The organism is Secundilactobacillus paracollinoides, assembly GCF_001702155.1.
GTDB lineage: Bacteria > Bacillota > Bacilli > Lactobacillales > Lactobacillaceae > Secundilactobacillus > Secundilactobacillus paracollinoides.
Window position 1 is genome coordinate 2,689,098 of the sequence record NZ_CP014912.1, and the last position, 19,351, is coordinate 2,708,448.

Sequence of the window (19,351 nt, forward strand, 5' to 3'; positions counted from 1 at the left end):
GATCCTTGAATTTCTGAAAGACATTCACTAGCTCCCCAGAGCGACCCACTACAGCCTGCAGGGCCGACCGGCGTAACGGAGCGACAATTAACCACTCATCTTAACAGGTGAAATTTCTAGTTTAACAGTAGCCGAACACAGCGTTCATGTCCTATAATTAAAGGGTAAACTAAAACAGAGGAGTCGTTTAAATATATGAATGCATCGCATCTATCACTGCGCCTGCAGACCGTCGCGGATTTTGTGCAACCTGGCGCGCGGCTGGCCGATATTGGGTCGGATCACGCGTATCTGCCGGTTCATTTAGCCAAACAGGGGCTGCTCACTAAGGCGGTGGCCGGTGAAGTTGTCCGCGGACCATATGAAAACGCGGTGAGTGAAATTGAAAAAGAAGGCCTGGAAAACGTTATTATGGCGCACTTAGCTGATGGCTTGGCTGCCATTAAACCGGAAGACCAGATCGATACGATCACCATTGCTGGCATGGGCGGGACATTGATTACCCAGATTTTGGACGCAGGGGTGGACCGTTTGCGTCATGAAGAACGGTTGATCCTGCAGCCTAACGTTGGCGAAGATAACGTCCGTCAGTGGTTACAGAACCACGACTACGGCATCATTGCGGAACGCATCTTAGCGGAGGATGGCCACATTTACGAAATTATCGTCGCTGATCCAGTTGACACACCGACAACGTTTAATCCGACACAGTTAAAATTTGGGCCGTTTCTGTTACAGGAAAAATCCCCGGTTTTACAGGATAAATGGCGTAAAGAACAGGCCCGACTGGATGATGTTATTGCAACGATGCAGCACGCCCAACAGGCACCACAGGCGAAAATCGATGCCTTTATCGCCCAACGAAATCAAATTCAGGAGGTCATTTTAAATGAAGGTTAAAGAACTCATTGACCGGTTTGAACAATTCGCGCCGAAAGCGATTGCGGAGCCAAAAGATCCAGTGGGTCTTCAGCTGGGGTCATTGGACGCAGAATTTCACCACGTTTTAGTGACACTGGATGTGCGGCCTGAAGTGGTCCAAGAAGCCATTGAAATCGGGGCAGACCTGATTTTTTCACACCATCCGGTCATGTTTCGACCAGCGAAGAATTTAGATCTCAGTGACCCGCAAAATCAGATGTATGCAGATATTTTGTCACACCACATCACGGTGTATTCAGCGCATACCAATTTGGATAGTGCTGATGGCGGGATGAATGACTGGTTGGCAGATGCGTTGAAACTCAGCGATACCACCGGTTTGTGGGACGGTGTCGTGGATCCTCAGTACATGCTGACGGTACGTGTTCAACCCATGTATGCTGACGCGGTGCGGCTAGCCATGGTTGGTGCCGGTGCCGGTGATTTAGACCGGTATGCGGGTGCCAGTTTTGAATGGAACGGGACGACCTGGTACACGCCGCTAGAAGGCGCGGATCCAGAACTTGGCCCCGTTGGTGAGCGTAACCACGTGGATGAACTCAGTATTCAAGCACGGGTTCAGGGTAACCAACTGGCTAAAATCACCCAAGCGGTAAGTGAAGTCTATCCGGGTGGTCACCCTGCCTTAGAAGTGCTGCCGTTAAAAAACGGTGGGCACCAATATTCAATGGGACGGATCGGGACGTTAGCCCAATCAATGACTGTTCGGGAATTCGCAGACTACTGTAAAACGGTCTTTCAGGTACCAGGATTACGGTTGGTTGCGCGCGACTTGGACAAACCCGTTCAACGCGTGGCCGTCCTTGGCGGCGATGGTGGCAAGTTCTTCAAGCTTGCCCAGTCAAAGGGCGCAGACATTTACGTGACGGGTGACGTGTATTATCACACGGGACATGATATGCTGGCAGCAAACTTCCCAGTAGTTGATCCGGGCCACCATATCGAAAGTATTTGTAAACCGAAATTAGCCGAATTATTTGGTAAGTGGCGGATAGAAAACCGGTGGGACTTTGAGATCAGTGTCTCACAGCTGAACACGGATCCGTTTACGTTTATTTAGCCATCGTGTTGTTGAAATTGAGATGAATTGCCCAAAAAAATCGTTGAACGATTAACGACTTGTGAAAAAGGAGTGGTATGAAATGACCTACGAAACATTAATTCCACGTTTTTTGAAGTATGTGCAAATTGAGACCCGGTCTGATGAGACCAGCGACACGATCCCGTCAACCCAGTCCCAGGTTGCGTTTTTAAACCAGCTGGCTGAAGAACTGACGGGTATCGGCTTGGACAATGTGCACATCAATCAGCAGAGCGGCTACTTGTTTGCGACGCTGCCAAGTAATCTGGATAAGCCAGTCAAGACACTGGGCTTTATTTCACACGTTGACACGGCGGACTTCAACGCGAAAAATGTGACACCCAAAATCGTTGAAAACTACGATGGCCACTCAGTGATTCCACTTGATGACGCGGGTGAATACAAGCTGGATCCAGCCGTCTTTCCAAGTCTTAAAGGGTATCAGGGCTATACACTGATCACAACCGATGGCAGCACGCTGCTGGGGTCGGACGATAAGTCTGGCGTTGCTGAAATTATTACGGCGATGAGCTATCTTTTACAGCACCCAGAAATCAAGCATGGGACGATTCAGGCCGGCTTCGGCCCTGATGAAGAAATCGGTACCGGCGCTGACAAGTTTGACGTGGCTGACTTTGGCGCTGACTGGGCCTACACCGTTGACGGTGGGCCGCTCGGACAGTTGGAATACGAGACCTTTAACGCGGCTGACGGCCGGTTGCACATCACGGGGACGAACGTGCACCCCGGGAGTGCCAAGGGCGTTATGGTGAACGCCCTGCAACTGGCCATGGACTTCCACGCCGCTCTGCCAGTCCACGACCGGCCGGAAACGACTGAGGGTCGTGAAGGGTTTTATCATATTTATAAGCTGACTGGAGACGTGGATAGTGCCGATATGGGCTACATCATCCGCGATCACGACCGTGCCCGGTTTGAAAATCGTAAACAGCTGTTCCAAAGCATTGCGGATCAGTTGAACGCTAAGTACGGCGACGGGACGGTTACGGTGACCCTTAAAGACCAGTATTACAACATGCGCGAAGTCATTGAAAAGGACATGAGTGTGGTGGAACTGGCCAAAAACGCCATGGAAGACCTCGATATTGAACCAGACATTGCGCCAGTTCGGGGCGGAACTGATGGCTCCAAGATCTCCTTTATGGGGTTACCGACACCAAACTTGTTTGCGGGTGGCGAAAATATGCATGGCCGGTTTGAGTACGTGTCCGAGCAGGTGATGGCTCAGGCGGTGGATGTCATTTTAAAGATGATCGAACTCAACGCTGAATAACAGTTTGAAAAGGGGGCTTTTGACCGACAACTCGTTGATCGAAGGCGCTCTTTTTTTTAAGATTTTGAAAGAATTTATTATTAAAGGTCAAAAAAAGTCAAACTATTATCGCTTCACTTAGAATTTATGATATGATACCAATTGTTCACAAAACACAATAAATTCTAATAATGACACTTTAAAAACTAATAAAGGATGATGACAATATGAACCCAGACATCTTGACCCAATCGGTGACGGATGCAATTTCTGAAGCCCAAAAAATTGCCGTGACCCGGCAGCAGCAAAACATTGGCGTCTCACACCTCTTTAAATTTCTGACCCAGCCAGGTGAACTAGACCGTCAAATTTTTAGTGATTTGGGACTGGACTTAACCGAACTGGATAAGGAACTTGATCACGAGATCGACTCGATCAGCAGCGTGTCCGGCAGCGGCGTTCAGTACGGCCAAAATCTGTCACCAGACATGTACCGCCTGTTACAAAAAGCCGACGACGTGCGCAAGGAACTTGGTGACGACTACGTTGCGACAGATACCCTGGTCATCGCGGTCATTCAACTGGATGGCAGCCGGTTGGCCGACTATTTACAACAGAAGGGCATCACGTTACAACAGGTGAAGAACAAGGTTGCTGACATTCGGGGAGGCGAGCGGGTGACGTCAAAGAATCAGGAAGAAAACTACAAAGCTCTTGAAAAATACGGCGTTGAATTAGTTGCCGCAATGCGCAAGGGTGAACGCGACCCTGTTATCGGACGGGACGATGAGATCCTGTCAGTCACGCAGATCTTGTCGCGAAAGACGAAGAATAACCCGGTCCTGATCGGTGAACCTGGTGTCGGGAAAACGGCCATCGTGGAGGGCCTTGCGCAACGGATCGCCCGCGGTGACGTGCCCGAAAACCTCAAGGATAAGTCGATCTTCTCACTGGATATGGGGTCATTGATCGCTGGTGCCAAGTATCGCGGCGAGTTTGAGGAACGCTTGAAAGCCGTTTTAAACGAAGTGAAAAAGAGTGAGGGTCAGATCATCATGTTCATCGATGAGATCCATAACATCGTGGGCGCTGGCAAGACCGAAGGCAGCATGGATGCTGGAAATTTGTTGAAACCCATGCTGGCCCGTGGTGAACTGCATTTGATCGGTGCTACGACGCTTGATGAATACCGGCAATACATGGAAAAAGACCGGGCCCTTGAACGCCGGTTCCAAAAGGTCCAGGTCAATGAACCTAGCGTCGAAGACACCATTACCATTTTACGGGGTCTGCGCGAACGGTTCGAAATCCACCACGGCGTCAAAATTCACGACAACGCGCTGGTTGCAGCAGCCAAACTCTCTGACCGGTACATTACGGGCCGGTTCTTGCCGGATAAGGCACTGGATCTTGTCGACGAAGCATCCGCATCAATTCGGGTGGCAATGAACTCGGCGCCAACGGAACTGGACCAATCCCGCCGGCAAATGATGCGCCTGCAGGTTGAGGAAGCCGCGTTAAAGCAGGAAACTGATGACAACTCGCAGAAACAATTGACCGACGTGCAAAAAGAACTCGCCAACGTGAAGGAAAAGGTCGATAACCTGAACGCCCGCTGGCAGGATGAAAAACAGGCGCTTGGTGCCTTGAGCGCCAAGAAGAATGAGCTGGATAAGGCCAACCGTGATCTGGCGGATGCTGAAGCGCAGTATGACTTAGACAAGGCGGCTGTGTTGCAGCACGGGACGATTCCCGAATTAAAGAAGGAATTAAACACCATGGAGCAAAAGGACCACTCTGGCGAATGGCTGGTCAGCGAATCCGTTACGGAACAAGAAATTGCTGAAGTTGTTGCTAAAATGACGGGGATCCCAGTGAATAAACTTGTGGCTACCGAACGAGAAAAATTGCTGCATTTGGCGGATAACTTACACGAACGGGTTATTGGCCAAGACGAAGCTGTTCAAGCCGTTTCGGATGCGGTCCTGCGGTCACGTGCCGGGTTACAGGACCCCAGCAAGCCGCTTGGTTCATTTCTGTTCCTTGGCCCAACCGGGGTCGGGAAAACGGAGCTTGCCAAGGCGTTAGCCGAAAACCTGTTTGACTCCGAAGAACAAATGGTTCGGATCGACATGAGCGAGTACATGGAAAAGGAATCCGTTTCCCGACTGGTTGGGGCAGCCCCCGGCTACATTGGGTATGAGGAGGGTGGCCAGCTGACCGAAGCGGTTCGGCGCCACCCGTATACCATTGTGCTCTTTGATGAAATTGAAAAGGCCCATCCAGACGTGTTTAACATTTTACTGCAGGTCCTGGATGACGGTCGGTTGACGGATAGTCAGGGGCGGACGATCAACTTTAAGAACACCCTGTTGATCATGACCTCGAACCTGGGTTCTGACATTTTGTTGGAAGGTACCGACAGCAACGGTGTGATCTCAGACGACGCGAAGAAACAGGTGGCGACGTTACTGCAACGGTCATTTAAACCGGAATTTTTAAACCGGATTGATGACACCATCATGTTTAAGCCATTGTCGTTAGCTGACATTGATTTAATCGTTGATAAACTGATTACCCAACTGTCTGACCGGTTGCAGGAACAGGATATCACGCTGACGATTACGGATGAGGCCACCCGCTGGCTTGGTCAACGCGGGTACTTGCCTGCGTTCGGTGCGCGGCCACTGCAACGCACCGTGACGAATTTGGTGGAAACGCCACTTGCTAAGCAGATCATTGGCGGCGAGATTAAAGCCCAGTCCACGGTTGAAATTGGACTGAATGAGGCAAATGATGGGTTGGCATTTACTGTCACCAGTCACGCGCCAGCAGCCACGGAGACAACTGACTAACATGGTATTAGGAAAAAGGCTGCGTTCAGGAGAACGCAGCCTTTTTTGTGATATGATGATGGAAACGATGTTTAAAAAGGAGACACCATGGGAAAACGGACTTTGGTCGTCATCGATATGCAACGTGGTGTTCGGCCACGCTATCAAGAACAGCAAACACGCGCAACCATTAACCGGCGTTTAGACTGGTACCATGAATAGCACCAAACCGTTATTTTGGTGCAACATGAGGCACCAGAGATGCCGTATCAATCGACGCCTTGGCAGTTAGTGGCGAAATTGCATGTGTCGTCAACTGATCACCGGGTGCGAAAAACGCATGCGGATTCTTTTTACAAGACTGATCTTGCCGCAATACTTGACGAGCTGACGATTTCAGATATTGAAATTTGCGGGGCTGAAGTGCCATTTTGTGTTGATGCCACGATTAAGGCCGGCTTTGATCACGGCTACCGGATCTGGATGGTCCCTGGGGCAGTTTCGATGGTGGCAAAGGCTCAGCCACTGATTCCGGAAGGGACGTTGCTGACGCACTATGCCCGTATTTGGCGAGATCGGTTTTTAACTTATGTTGATGAGTAGGGAATCGTGGAGGTGCTTCGGAGGTGTTGTTGAGCAGCCAAGGGTAAAAGGTTGTTCATTAACTTACTCTGATATAAAAGTTCAGATTTTTCATCTTTCTCTGTTATGTAGCTGAAACGCGTTACAGATGGGGAGAAAGGTTGCGTACAAGCCTGCTCAGACAGGAAAGTTAAACCCGGACTTTACTTCTTTTTCTGTTATATAGCTGGAACGCGTTCCAGAAAACTGAGGGCTACTGCGTAAGCGACTCTGGCAAAAATGCCCAAACCCAGGCATTTCTGCCAGAGTCACTTACGCGCCGCCCTCAAACCGTTTTCTTCCACGCTCTACTCCACAAAAAGACCGCCAGTCTCAGACTGGCGGTCGATGTGCACCTTTAACTTACAGGTTAAGGGTTATTTAGCTTCTGCTTTGGTATCGGAAAGACCCAGTAACTTCACACCGTTGACGATAATGATACCGGCAATGGCAGCGACGATACCGATCTGCATCGTGTTGTAGGTCATAATTTCCAATGCACCACCGATGTAGCCTAAGACTTCACCGAAGATGACTGACCAAAAGATGACAACTAAGTTTGCTTCTAAAGTTTTCATGAAAGACACCTCTCAATCAATAAAAGTTTAGCACAATCGCTTAAAAAAGCAATTGGAAAATGACGAGCAAACGAATGTTTGGTATACTGATTGGAGAAGAAAGGGTGGTTAAAAATGGGCTTTGTGCCGTTACACGTTATCAGCAGCTACAGTCTGCTTCAAAGTACAATTGAGCTCAAAACATTAGTCACTACGGCGGTTGAACGCGGCTACAAGGCACTAGCGCTCACCGAAAACAACGTGATGTATGGCACCGTTGAATTTTATCAGGCGTGTCAGCAGGCGGGGATTCAGCCAATTATCGGGCTGACATTGACTCTGGAAGGCATTCTGGCCAGTGACCAGCAGTTTCCGCTGATTTTTTTGGCTAAGGATCTAACGGGTTACCAGCATCTGATGATGTTGTCGTCGCTGCACCAGCGACTGACGGGTGATCAGACGTTGACCCTGGCGGATATAAAACCCTACATGACACACTTAATGGTAGTGACACCCACCAATGGGGAAACGGCCTACTGGCTCAATCAGGGCAATCAGCAGGCGGTCAGTGACTACCTGACGACCCTTAAGTCAGCCACGGATGACAATAGTGTGTTGCTTGGGGTGAGTGCCCAACAGTCGGCTACGTACCGCCAATTGCTCAGCAAAACGGCTGCCGATCTGCGGACACCGCAAGTGGCGTTGCCCACGGTGCAGTATCTGAATGCGGACGACCGGTTTGTGGTGAGTGTGTTGGAAGCCATTAAGGATGGCACGACCATCAGTAATTTAGCCGAGGCCCAACAAAAAACGGGTCAGTACTGGTTAAAACCAGCAGCGACGTTTGACCAGGAGTACCAAGAAGTGGGTCTACAATCGGCGGCAGAAATGACTGCGCAGGTTGCCGCTACTTGTCAGGTGCAATTGAAATTTCAACATCCGCAACTCCCACAGTTTAAAACGCCAGATCAAACACCATCTAAAACCTATTTGCGCACCCAGTGTGAAACGGGGTTAAAACAGCGGCTGACAACGAATCAGATCACGGATGCTGATCCGTACTGGGACCGACTGAATCACGAACTTGACGTGATCGACCGGATGGGCTTTGATGACTATTTTCTAATTGTTTGGGATGTCATGCAGTTTACAAAAAAGGCGGGCATCACAACTGGTCCCGGCCGGGGGTCTGCTGCGGGCTCTCTGGTGGCGTATAGTTTGGGTATCACGGATGTGGACCCGATTTTGTATAATTTGTTGTTTGAACGATTTTTGAATGAGGAACGGGCTCAGATGCCGGATATCGATCTGGATATTCCGGATAACCGGCGTGAGGAAGTGTTGCAGTATGTCCATGACCAGTACGGCCACGAACGGGTTGGGCAGATCATCACGTTTGGGACGCTAGCGACCAAGCAGGCGATTCGTGACGTGGGTCGGGTCTTTGAGTTGCGCCCCTATGAGCTCAGTGAATGGAGCGCGACGATTCCAAATCTCCTGCACATTTCGTTAAAGGAAGCGTATAAACAATCGCAGCCGCTGCAGAATCTTGTGGCGGATGCCAGTCTCAATAAGTTGTTGTTTGAAACAGCCGAAAAGCTGGAAGGGCTGCCGCGACATTACTCCACCCACGCTGCTGGGGTCGTCCTCAGTGACCAGCCGCTGACCAACATTGTGCCAGTTCAAAACGGCTCGGAGACCATGTTGATGACGCAGTACACCAAAGACTACGTTGAACAGGTCGGGCTACTCAAAATGGATTTTCTGGGGCTCCGGAACCTGTCGATCATGGCTGCTGCCCTGGGTATGATTCAAAAACAGTACGGCAAGCCGCTCCAGATCAGTCAGGTCAACCTCAATGACCAAGCGACCTTACAGTTATTTCAAAATGGCGACACGAACGGTGTTTTCCAATTTGAATCTGCCGGGATCAAAAATGTGTTACGACGGTTAAAACCAGACTCCTTTGAGCTGATTGCCGCGGTGAACGCGCTGTATCGGCCAGGGCCAATGGAAAATATCGACCACTTTATTAAGCGGCGTTTCAACCAGGAACCGGTCACGTATCCGGATGACTCTTTGAAACCGATCCTAGCACCAACCTATGGCATTCTTGTGTACCAAGAACAGGTCATGCAGGTGGCGTCTGTTATGGGTGGGTTTACGCTGGGGCAAGCCGATTTACTGCGACGCGCGATGAGTAAGAAGAAAAAGGCCACCATGGACGCGATGCAAAAGAAGTTCCTTGAGGGTGCCGCCGCGAAGGGGTACCCCCAGGCAGCTGCTGAACAGACGTATAACTATATCGACCGATTTGCCAACTACGGGTTTAACCGTTCCCACGCGGTCGCTTATAGTAAGATGGCGTTTGAACTGGCTTACCTTAAGGTCCATTTCCCCGGCGCATTCTTTGCGTCGCTCTTAAACTCGGTCTTAAATAATACGGCGAAGACTAAACTTTACTTAATGGAAGCAAAGCGCCATCAGGTGACCATTCTGCCACCCGATATTAATGCCAGTGCGGCTTACTTTAGACTGACGAAGGATGGCATTCGGTTTGGACTGTCTTCAATCAAGGGCATGCGGCGCGATTTTCTGCAAGCAATCCTTGACGAACGTCAGCAGCAGGGACCGTTTAAATCCCTGCATCAGTTCCTAGTGCGCCTGGATAAAAAATGGCTGAAGGCGGACCTGATCGAAGGCTTGATCTACGCCGGTGCCTTTGACCAGTTCGGTAATAACCGGGCAGAAATGATTGCGAGTCTGCCGGAATTTTTAAGCAGCGTCGAATTAAGCGGGGATAACTTGGAGCTGTTCGAAGCACTGGCACCGAAGATCCAACGCCAGCCAGATCTGTCCCTTAGCGAAAAACTCGAAAAAGAAAACGAGTATCTGGGGGCTTATTTATCTGGCCATCCAGTTGAGCAGTACCACGACCTGGCAATATCGCGCCACACAGTTTCAATTGGCGACTTGGCTGCCGATCAACAGGTAAATCTGTTGGTCTACGTCACCAAGGTGCGCACGATTCGAACCAAGCGCGGTGACCAGATGGCCTTTGTGACCGGTTCTGACCTGACTGGCGAGATCAGTTTAACTGTTTTTCCCAACCTGTACCGCCGCGTTAGTACCTGGTTGGAAAAAGAGCAGGTCGTTTTTGTCAGCGGTAAAACTGAGACCAACCGCGGCGGGCTGCAGGTGGTTGCCAACAACATGACGGCGGCTGACCAGCTGCAGCCGTCAGCACAGCAGAACAGTGGTGAATTACCGCCGGCGCCACGGTGGTTCTTGCGCCTTGATCAGGAGCACGACACGCCAGCGGCCACGACCAAGTTGTTTGCGCTGTTAAGTGACCATACTGGGGACGTGCCGGTTATTTTGTACCGGTTGAAGGACGACAGCAAACGCGTTTTGGCTAAACAATACTGGCCAGTTGCGGATGAACAGTTGCAGCATGAGCTCGTCTTGTTATTGGGTGAACAAAACGTGGTGTTTCAAAGAAAAAACTAATTTATTAAATAAGAAACGTAAGTTAATCGCAATGAAAACGTTTTAACTTTCAGATTCGTCTCAAATCCGAAATTAGACGCAGACAATAATTTTGAAAAGTGTTAGAATAACTTTCGGAATCCAAATTGTACTGGGCTTGCATGGATAGTGAATTTTTCACGTAAGCACCAGTCTTAAAATCCAAAGGAGAGATTTTTCTTATGAAGAAAGTCAAGATCGTAAGTACACTTGGTCCTGCTAGTACCGATGTCGATACTATTGTTAAGTTGATTGAAGCTGGCGCTAACATTTTTCGGTTCAACTTTTCTCATGGTGACCATGAAGAACACTTGGGTCGCTTAACCAACGTTCACGAAGCTGAAAAGATTACTGGTAAAACTGTTGGTATCATGTTGGATACTAAGGGTGCTGAAATCCGTACCACTGTTCAAAAAGATGGTAAGATTTCATTCAAGACAGGTGATACTTTCCGGATCTCTATGGATGACTCTATCGAAGGTGACAAGGACAAGATCGCCGTTACTTACCCTGGTTTGTTTGACGATGTTAACGAAGGCGGCCACGTCTTATTCGATGATGGTCTGTTAGACACTGTTGTTGACAAGAAGGACGACGCCGCTAAGGAATTAGTTGTGACTGTTCAAAACGATGGTGTGCTTGGTTCACGTAAGGGTGTTAACGCACCTGGCGTTTCAATCAACTTGCCTGGGATCACTGAAAAGGATGCCGATGACATTCGTTTTGGGTTGGATCACGAAATCAACTTCATCGCTGCTTCATTTGTTCGTAAGCCACAAGATGTTATGGATATTCGCGAATTCTTGGAAGAAAAGCACATGGAACACGTCCAAATCTTCCCTAAGATCGAATCACAAGAAGGTATCGACAACTTTGACGATATCATCAAGGTTTCTGATGGGTTGATGGTCGCTCGTGGTGACATGGGTGTTGAAATCCCAGCTGAAAACGTGCCTTTGGTACAAAAGAGCTTGATCCGCAAATGCAACATCTTGGGTAAGCCAGTAATCACTGCTACTCAAATGTTGGACTCAATGCAAGAAAACCCACGTCCTACTCGTGCCGAAGCTTCTGACGTTGCTAACGCTGTCTTTGACGGTACTGACGCAACCATGCTTTCTGGTGAATCAGCTAACGGTGAATACCCAGTAGAATCCGTTGCTACGATGAACCGGATCGACATCAAAGCTGAAAACGCATTGAAGGACTTCGGGACTGACAACATGGACTTCCAGAACGGCGACGTTACTGAATCCATTGGTGCTTCAGTTGCCCGTGTTGCTAAGACCTTGGGCGTTAAGACCATCGTTGCTGCAACTGAATCAGGTTACACTGCACGGATGATCAGCAAGTACCGTCCAGACGCAGACATCTTGGCCATCACTTTTGATGACCGGACTCGTCGCGGTTTGATGGTTAACTTTGGTGTTTACCCAATCGTTGCTGAAAAGCCAGCTAACACTGATGAAATGTTTGACTTGGCTGCTGCTAAAGCCGTTGAAACTGGCTTAGCTAAGGAAGGCGACTTGATCTTGATCACTGCCGGTGTTCCCGTTGGCGAACGCGGTACAACTAACCTGATGAAGGTTCAATTGATCGGTTCAAAGTTGGTTCGCGGCCAAGGTGTCGGCGATGACACTGTTATTGGTAAGGCCGTTGTTGCAACGTCAGCTGACGAAGCTAACAGCAAGACTACTGAAGGCAGCGTTTTGGTTACTAAGAACACTGACAAGGACTACTTGCCAGCTATCGAAAAGGCCAGCGCAATCATCGTTGAAAACGGCGGTTTGACTTCACACGCAGCTGTAGTTGGTATCTCAATGGGGATCCCAGTTATCGTTGGTGCTGAATCAGCTACTGACAAGATCTCTGATGGCGAATTGATCACTGTTGACTCACGTCGCGGTGTCGTTTACCACGGTGCCTCAAACGCACTTTAAGATCTTTAATCTTAAACAATAAAGGAGCAAGTCCATTGTGGGCTTGCTCCTTTATTGTGCTATGAAGCTGAATAAGGGGTGGCTGGGGAATTCCGTTGCATTGCGCGATTTGGCACTCCGCTGTGGTGGCTCGCGAATGAGCTAACTCAATTTCCGCTGCGCGGCTCTTGAGTGGATCTCATGCGTCTCGCATATCACTAGGTGGCCGAAACCCGCGCCCACCAAGTGATATCGACACCACAACTCCGTGCCAAATCGCTCCATTCCACTGACTTTTGGGCCGCTTTTTACAATTACCTTAGCAGCAAAAATAGAGTTAAACCAAGTCTGCGGAGAATCCGCCCTTGACTGCGACCAATTCCACTGATAGCTAAACTTGTTACATCTTTTAGGTTCGTGCAACGCACGATTAACACATCTCGTAGTGTCACTATGAAATGGCAGTCAGAGTAGACGATTTCCACAATATCAGCGTAGTGGAGCCGGTCGGCATTGCAGGCAGTAGTGTCGGTGTTTGTTGGCGAAGGTTCTTTCATCGCCTACAAACACGGGAGACGGAGGAGATCCTTGAATTTCTGCCAAGACATTCACTAGCTCCCCAGAGCGACCCACTACAGCCTGCAGGGCCGACCGGCGTAACGGAGCGCGCTACAATAAGTTATTAAAAAAGCACAATCACTCAGTTAAAACCTGATTTTTCTTCATTGGTAACGGTTACCCAGTGAAAATGCGTCGCCTTTTGGGGTAAACTTGTGTAGAATGGAAGTACTTATGAAATGAACGGAGATACCAACATGGAGAATGAATTAAGCAGTTTGCTTGGACGCATAATTGGCGGCGAGGTCACTGATGAAAATGATAAGCAGTATTTTGTGTCGATCGACGGGCGGGCGTTTCGGCTGGATAAGCGCGAAATCAATAAACCATTGAAGATCGGCAGTCACTTTAAGGGCTACGCCTACGAAAATGAAAACCATAAGCTGCAGATCACGCGGGACGCGCCAAAGATTCAGGTCGACCACTACGGTTTCGGTGAAGTGGTAAAGGGCCAGCACGGGTTAGGCGTGTTTGTGAACATTGGCCTGCCCAATAAGGACATCGTTGTTTCCCTCGATGACCTCCCTGAAATGCCATCACTGTGGCCACAAAAGGGTGACCGGCTGTTTATGGCCATTAAGACGGACAAAAAGGGCCGCATGTGGGGCGATCTGGCAGACGAAAATCTGTATCGTGCCATTGCCCAACCTGCTAAAAAAGGCCTGAATAACAAGGATGTGCACGCCACTGCGTACCGGTTGAAGTTAGCCGGGACAATGGTGATGACCGACGACTATAATTTAGGCTTCATTAACCCGCCTGAGCGGGACCAAGAACCGCGATTGGGCCAACAGTTGGATGCCCGAGTGATCGGCACCTATCCTGATGGGACCTTAAAACTATCATTGCGGCCGCGCGCATACGAAGCGATCGATGATGATTCAAAGATGGTCCTGGCAACGTTGCAACATGCACCGGAAGGTAAAATTGCGTTTACGGATAAGAGCGACCCAGACGATATCAAGGCGTACTTTGGCATCAGCAAGGGTCAATTTAAGCGGGCTGTCGGTCATTTGATGAAGGCCCGGTTAGCGATTCAACATGACGGCTACCTGTGGCTTGAAAAGACTGAGGACACCACTGACAACGACTAACAAGGACTGATGCAACATGGATGACGTTATTGCGGATTATCTGCACTATCTTCAAATTGAACGGGGGCTGACTGCGAACACGATCAGCAGTTATCACCAGGATCTGAAGTCGTTTTCCGCTTACCTGAACGACCAGCACTTAACGCTAAGCCAGGTCGAGCAACTGACGATCCTCAATTACCTGAATACCTTAAGGGAAGCGGGGAAATCACGACGCACCGTGACCCGGGCAGTATCGACGCTCCGACGCTTCTTTCAATATCTCGTGCAAAATGACCAGTTGCCGGCCGACCCGATGGCGGAGATCAAAGCGCCAAAACAGGGGCAGCACTTACCGCAAGTGCTCACAGTCGAAGAGGTCGATGCCTTATTGGCCGCACCGGATACCAGTAATAAGTACGGCATTCGGGACCGGGCAATTTTGGAAGTGATGTACGCCACTGGCCTGCGGGTCAGCGAACTGGTGCATTTGAAATTAGCGGATCTCCATCTGGACATGGGGTTGATTCAAACATTGGGTAAGGGCAATAAGGAACGGATCATTCCCATCGGCGACGTGGCGATTCAGTGGTTGGACACCTATTTGGAAAAGAGTCGACCGGTATTGCTGAAACAACGCCAGTCGCCCTACGTTTTTTTAAATGCGCACGGCAACGGGTTGAGCCGCCAGAGCATTTGGCAAAAGATTCAGCAGTACGTCAGTCTGGCGGGTATCCGCAAACATGTGACACCGCATACCCTGCGGCATTCATTTGCGACGCATATCCTTGAAAACGGCGCTGATCTGCGGATCGTTCAGGAACTGCTGGGACACTCGGATATTTCGACGACTCAAATCTACACGCACATTACCAGGAAACGGTTGACTGAAGTGTATAAGAAGGCGCATCCACGCGCCTAGGCAAACAAGACAGGAGGAAACAGCATGTTACTCAAATACCGCAGTGATTATGAAAAAGTCGCCATGGGACTCCTGTCCTTTGTGCCCACACTCAAACAAATTGATCGGTTGCAGGCTGAACTGCAGTGGTATCAAGAAGGCGAGCACCGTCAACTGTTACTGTGGCGCGATGCAAATCAGGATTTCTCTGGCATTTTAGGCATTGAAGAACGGGACGACTTTGTGATCGTGAGATTGATCGCATTGACGCCTTCAAACAGAAACACGGGCCAGATCAACGGGATCCTCGATGAATTATCAGATATGTATCCGGATTCCAGAATCATGGGCACCTTGAACACCACCAAGTACATCGCAGAATGGGAGCAGACACATGGATAATCAACCGGTCATTCACATTCAAAATTTTGAGGGCCCGTTGGATCTGTTGCTGCACCTGATCAAATCGGCGTCAATTGACATTTACGATATTCCGATCGTCGAGATCACCGACCAGTACATGACGGCCCTGCGCCAGATGGAAGACCATCAGCTTGACGTGGCGGGCGACTATTTTGTGATGGCCGCAACCCTGATGAAAATGAAGGCGAAGTTATTACTGCCACAACAGGCAGAGGACGATGCTGAAGACGATGAGCCCTCTTTGGAAGAGATGCAGGCCGCCCTGGTCGAACAGTTGGTGACTTATCAGCGATATAAAGAAGCCACAAAATGGTTTAAACAACGCCAGCACGACCAACAGCGGTTTTACACGCGTCCCGAAGCCGATGTGCCGGCCAATGTTCGACTGGGTAAATTAAAACCCGGCATCACGTTTGACCAGGTGCAGCAAGCCCTGATTGATCTGATGGATAAACAGCGCGAGCCGGCCATGCCACTGAGAATGATCGACGGCGAGCGGTACACGGTCAAAGCGCAGATGTCAAAGATCCGGTTTCGTCTGCAGAAGACGAAGGTGGCAATCTCGTTTAAACAATTCTTTGACCCGAAACCGAATCGGGATGAAGTGGTGACCACTTTTTTGGCCCTATTAGAAATGACGAAACAACATGAGGTGACCCTCGACCAGCCCAGTCGGGTGCTCCCAATTACCGTTAAAAAAGCAAAGCTGGGTGATGCAAAATGACAAAATTAGAAGAAATTGAAGGACTGCTGTTCGTCAGCGGCGACGAAGGTTTAACTGTTAAGGAATTGGCCGGTCTGACTGGGTTAATGGTTCCAGCGGTGAATCAGCTGCTGGGTAAACTCAACCAAAAATACACAGACGATCCCGATAGCGCACTGGTCATCCTTGAAAATAACGACACGGTGCGGTTTGGCACCAAGGGTGAGCTGGCACCGATCGTGAGCACCTATTTTGAAGCCCCGAACTCAACGGGCCTTACGCAGGCATCACTGGAAGTGCTGGCCATTATCGCGTACCAGCAGCCGATCACCAGAATCGAGATCGATGAAGTGCGCGGGGTGCAGAGTTCTGGCACATTAAATAAGTTATTATTACGGCAGCTCGTCACTGAAAATGGTCGCAAAAAGGGTCCTGGGCGGCCTAAGTTATACGGCACAACGCAGTATTTCTTGGACTACTTTGGTTTAAAACAGTTATCGGACATGCCGCCGTTACCAGAGGCGCAAGACGATAAGCCGGCTGAAGACAATCTGTTTATGAAACAATTCAACGATCAGTTTAACGTGGAGGATAATGAAACCAATGGATAGATTACAAAAGGTATTAGCGCACGCCGGCGTGGCGTCGCGGCGAGGCTCTGAGACGCTGATCACCAGTGGCCGAGTGAAGGTCAATGGTGAAGTGGTCAAGGAACTTGGGACGAAGGTTGCCAAGCACGACCACATCGAAGTGGATGGCGAACCCGTTGAAATTGAAATGCCGGTGTACCTGCTGCTGTATAAGCCACGTCAGGTGGTCTCGACCGTGCACGATGATAAGAAGCGTAAAACGGTGATCGATCTGCTGGACAGTAAGATCTCCGAACGGGTCTATCCAGTTGGCCGGCTTGATTATGATACGACGGGGCTCTTGCTGCTGACAAACGATGGGACACTCGCAAATGAGCTGACCCACCCGAAGTATGAAGTGGATAAGAAATACGTCGCTAAGGTGCAGGGCATTCCAACCAACGATGAACTTAAACAGCTCCGCAAGGGTGTTAAGATCGACGGTCGGATGACCGCCCCCGCCAAGTCCAAGCTCATGTCCAGTGACGACAAGAAAAAGACGGCCATCGTTGCGCTGACGATTCACGAAGGCCAAAACCACCAGGTTAAGAAAATGTTTCAGGCAGTTGGCCACTCCGTGATGAAACTGAAGCGTGAAACGTACGCCTTTTTGGACCTGCAGGGATTGCAGCCCGGCGACTACCGGCATTTGACGCCGGAAGAGGTTAAGGAACTCAAGAAACTGATTGCCAAGCGCCAGAAACGATAAAATCCTTGCATTTGTGACAATCAGCACTTATACTGAGCTTAAGAATTAAATAAACTTGGTTCATCTTCAGGGCAGGGTGTAATTCCCGACCGGTGGTTAAAGTCCGCGACCTACCGTTATGGTAGTTGATTCGGTGAAATTCCGAAACCGACAGTTAAAGTCTGGTATATAGAAGATTGGGCTCGCATGAATTTAAATGTGAAACCGAATCGTTCTTCTCCCTGAGAAGTGTGGTTCGGTTTTTTATTTGTTGCTGCGGGTCCTTGAATTGTGAAGGTGACCATCCAGGAGGAATTTGTGATGGAACACAGTGCAACGTTTAGTATTCGCCAGGTCGTTATTATGTCATTATTTGCGGGAATTTCATTTTTACTGATGTTTATTTAATTCCCGATACTGCCATTCGTGTCGTACCTGAAAGTCGACTTTTCTGATATTCCAATCTTACTTGGGATGATCATGTTTGGCCCGGCTGGTGGGATTTTGATTGCCGCAATTAAGAGTCTGCTGTACTGGTTACTGACCGGGGTGGACGTGGCTAACTTGATTGGGATCGTGGCCTCATTCATCTCATCAATGAGTTTACTGTTACCGATTGCGGCTGTCTTAAAGCACACTCAGGGTAAGAAACTCTGGACCCGGTTGATCTTAAGCATTGTCGCAAGTACGATCAGTTTAAGCATCGTGATGGGCTTGTTGAACTACTTCATTTTGACACCGCTCTACATCTCCGTTCTGGGGATGAAGATCACGATGCCACTTGCAAAGCTGGTATTGTATGGGGTTGTCCCATTTAATCTGATCAAGGGTGTGATCGTCGGCCTGGTCTTCGCAATAGTGGTCGATCGGATGAAGCATTTCTTGAGCCAGCATTCGACGTTGATCTCTGAATAAGGGCGCGTTCATTAAAGATATCTTGAAAACTGTCTAGAGGGCTAGACAGTTTTTTTGTGGGGTGAGAAAATATAGAGCGTGAAGGAAAACGGGAACGACCAGAACCTAAGCACCAAGGACAGAAAAGTCCGGGTCTGACTTTTTTGCCCTTGGTGCTTAGGTGGCCGGTCGTTCCCGTTTTCCGAAACGCGTTTCGGCACAGTCGCCAAGAAAGACAACAGAAATGCCTGGTTTTGGCATTTTTGCCAGCGTTGCTTAGGCAGGAGCCCTCAGTTTTCCGAAACGCGTTTCAGCTAGAGAAGAGAGACCCACCAAGGACAGAAAAATCCGGGTCTGACTTTTTTGTCCTTGGTGCTTAGGTGGCCGGTCGTTGTTTTCCAAAACGCATTTCGGCACAGTCGCCAAGAAAGGCAACAGAAATGCCTGGTTTTGGCATTTTTGCCAGCGTTGCTTAGGCAGGAGCCCTCAGTTTTCCGAAACGCGTTTCGGCTAGAGGAAAGAGACCCACAAACCGAAAAATTATAGAGGTAAAACACCTCTTCAAACAAACAACACAGCTAATCTATATAACGATGAAGCCGTTACAGAACAATTAACAACTAATCTCACCTAAAAATTACATAAATAAAAACACAACAATTCACGT

At 49.3% G+C, this 19,351-nt stretch carries 15 protein-coding genes and 1 riboswitch; of the genes, 14 read left to right on the forward strand and 1 reads right to left on the reverse strand.

Annotated elements, in window-relative coordinates; genetic code table 11:
• The first annotated feature begins 195 nt into the window (after positions 1–195).
• The 5 genes from AYR61_RS11770 to AYR61_RS11790 all read left to right on the forward strand — a co-directional run bounded on the left by AYR61_RS11770 (position 196) and on the right by AYR61_RS11790 (position 6,733).
• Entirely contained in the window at positions 196–900 is a 705-nt protein-coding gene (locus tag AYR61_RS11770; protein ID WP_065903117.1) for a tRNA (adenine(22)-N(1))-methyltransferase, read from the forward strand.
• Positions 890–2,002 (forward strand): Nif3-like dinuclear metal center hexameric protein, encoded by a 1,113-nt coding sequence (locus tag AYR61_RS11775; RefSeq protein ID WP_065903119.1) that lies wholly within the window; start codon positions 890–892, stop codon positions 2,000–2,002. Before AYR61_RS11770 ends, AYR61_RS11775 begins: the two co-directional genes overlap by 11 nt.
• Positions 2,003–2,084: 82 nt before the next feature.
• Positions 2,085–3,317 (forward strand): peptidase T, encoded by a 1,233-nt coding sequence (gene pepT / locus AYR61_RS11780; protein ID WP_054711737.1) that lies wholly within the window; start codon positions 2,085–2,087, stop codon positions 3,315–3,317.
• 206 nt (positions 3,318–3,523) lie between these two features.
• The gene (gene clpB / locus AYR61_RS11785; protein ID WP_065903121.1) at positions 3,524–6,151 is read left to right on the forward strand and encodes an ATP-dependent chaperone ClpB; all 2,628 of its coding nucleotides are present in this window, start codon (positions 3,524–3,526) and stop codon (positions 6,149–6,151) included.
• A gap of 219 nt (positions 6,152–6,370) precedes the next feature.
• Positions 6,371–6,733: an isochorismatase family protein gene (locus AYR61_RS11790; RefSeq protein ID WP_263850093.1), complete on the forward strand. Its 363-nt coding sequence runs from the start codon at positions 6,371–6,373 to the stop codon at positions 6,731–6,733.
• Between the two features lie 395 nt (positions 6,734–7,128).
• On the opposite strand, the gene AYR61_RS11795 is transcribed toward AYR61_RS11790, so the two are convergent.
• The gene (locus tag AYR61_RS11795) at positions 7,129–7,329 is read right to left on the reverse strand and encodes a DUF2929 family protein (RefSeq protein ID WP_054711740.1); all 201 of its coding nucleotides are present in this window, start codon (positions 7,327–7,329) and stop codon (positions 7,129–7,131) included.
• Positions 7,330–7,443: 114 nt separating this feature from the next.
• Here AYR61_RS11795 and dnaE point away from each other — a divergent pair, with 114 nt between their 5' ends.
• The 9 genes from dnaE (at position 7,444) to AYR61_RS11840 (ending at position 18,705) form a co-directional block, all read left to right on the forward strand.
• A complete protein-coding gene (gene dnaE, locus AYR61_RS11800) occupies positions 7,444–10,818 on the forward strand; it encodes a DNA polymerase III subunit alpha (RefSeq protein ID WP_065903122.1) in 3,375 nt (1,124 codons plus the stop codon).
• A gap of 200 nt (positions 10,819–11,018) precedes the next feature.
• The gene (pyk, locus tag AYR61_RS11805) at positions 11,019–12,776 is read left to right on the forward strand and encodes a pyruvate kinase (RefSeq protein WP_065903123.1); all 1,758 of its coding nucleotides are present in this window, start codon (positions 11,019–11,021) and stop codon (positions 12,774–12,776) included.
• Positions 12,777–13,570: 794 nt separating this feature from the next.
• Positions 13,571–14,467 (forward strand): CvfB family protein, encoded by an 897-nt coding sequence (locus tag AYR61_RS11810; protein ID WP_056987974.1) that lies wholly within the window; start codon positions 13,571–13,573, stop codon positions 14,465–14,467.
• Between the two features lie 16 nt (positions 14,468–14,483).
• The gene (gene xerD, locus AYR61_RS11815) at positions 14,484–15,368 is read left to right on the forward strand and encodes a site-specific tyrosine recombinase XerD (RefSeq protein ID WP_054710034.1); all 885 of its coding nucleotides are present in this window, start codon (positions 14,484–14,486) and stop codon (positions 15,366–15,368) included.
• 24 nt (positions 15,369–15,392) lie between these two features.
• Positions 15,393–15,749 (forward strand): hypothetical protein, encoded by a 357-nt coding sequence (locus AYR61_RS11820; protein ID WP_054710027.1) that lies wholly within the window; start codon positions 15,393–15,395, stop codon positions 15,747–15,749.
• Positions 15,742–16,494: a segregation and condensation protein A gene (locus AYR61_RS11825; protein WP_056987956.1), complete on the forward strand. Its 753-nt coding sequence runs from the start codon at positions 15,742–15,744 to the stop codon at positions 16,492–16,494. Before AYR61_RS11820 ends, AYR61_RS11825 begins: the two co-directional genes overlap by 8 nt.
• A complete protein-coding gene (scpB, locus tag AYR61_RS11830; protein ID WP_054710017.1) occupies positions 16,491–17,084 on the forward strand; it encodes an SMC-Scp complex subunit ScpB in 594 nt (197 codons plus the stop codon). The genes AYR61_RS11825 and scpB overlap by 4 nt, the downstream gene beginning before the upstream one ends.
• A complete protein-coding gene (locus AYR61_RS11835) occupies positions 17,077–17,811 on the forward strand; it encodes a pseudouridine synthase (protein ID WP_056987957.1) in 735 nt (244 codons plus the stop codon). Before scpB ends, AYR61_RS11835 begins: the two co-directional genes overlap by 8 nt.
• Before the next feature lie 58 nt (positions 17,812–17,869).
• Positions 17,870–17,992: riboswitch (FMN riboswitch) on the forward strand.
• A 224-nt stretch (positions 17,993–18,216) separates the two neighbouring features.
• Entirely contained in the window at positions 18,217–18,705 is a 489-nt protein-coding gene (locus AYR61_RS11840; RefSeq protein ID WP_191982250.1) for an ECF transporter S component, read from the forward strand.
• Positions 18,706–19,351 lie beyond the last annotated feature (646 nt).

Coding starts and splice junctions, on each gene's coding strand:
- AYR61_RS11770 (WP_065903117.1), top strand. CDS start 196: ATGAATGCATCGCATCTATCACTGCGCCTGCAGACCGTCGCGGATTTT.
- AYR61_RS11775 (WP_065903119.1), top strand. CDS start 890: ATGAAGGTTAAAGAACTCATTGACCGGTTTGAACAATTCGCGCCGAAA.
- pepT (WP_054711737.1), top strand. CDS start 2,085: ATGACCTACGAAACATTAATTCCACGTTTTTTGAAGTATGTGCAAATT.
- clpB (WP_065903121.1), top strand. CDS start 3,524: ATGAACCCAGACATCTTGACCCAATCGGTGACGGATGCAATTTCTGAA.
- AYR61_RS11795 (WP_054711740.1), bottom strand. CDS start 7,329: ATGAAAACTTTAGAAGCAAACTTAGTTGTCATCTTTTGGTCAGTCATC.
- dnaE (WP_065903122.1), top strand. CDS start 7,444: ATGGGCTTTGTGCCGTTACACGTTATCAGCAGCTACAGTCTGCTTCAA.
- pyk (WP_065903123.1), top strand. CDS start 11,019: ATGAAGAAAGTCAAGATCGTAAGTACACTTGGTCCTGCTAGTACCGAT.
- AYR61_RS11810 (WP_056987974.1), top strand. CDS start 13,571: ATGGAGAATGAATTAAGCAGTTTGCTTGGACGCATAATTGGCGGCGAG.
- xerD (WP_054710034.1), top strand. CDS start 14,484: ATGGATGACGTTATTGCGGATTATCTGCACTATCTTCAAATTGAACGG.
- AYR61_RS11820 (WP_054710027.1), top strand. CDS start 15,393: ATGTTACTCAAATACCGCAGTGATTATGAAAAAGTCGCCATGGGACTC.
- AYR61_RS11825 (WP_056987956.1), top strand. CDS start 15,742: ATGGATAATCAACCGGTCATTCACATTCAAAATTTTGAGGGCCCGTTG.
- scpB (WP_054710017.1), top strand. CDS start 16,491: ATGACAAAATTAGAAGAAATTGAAGGACTGCTGTTCGTCAGCGGCGAC.
- AYR61_RS11835 (WP_056987957.1), top strand. CDS start 17,077: ATGGATAGATTACAAAAGGTATTAGCGCACGCCGGCGTGGCGTCGCGG.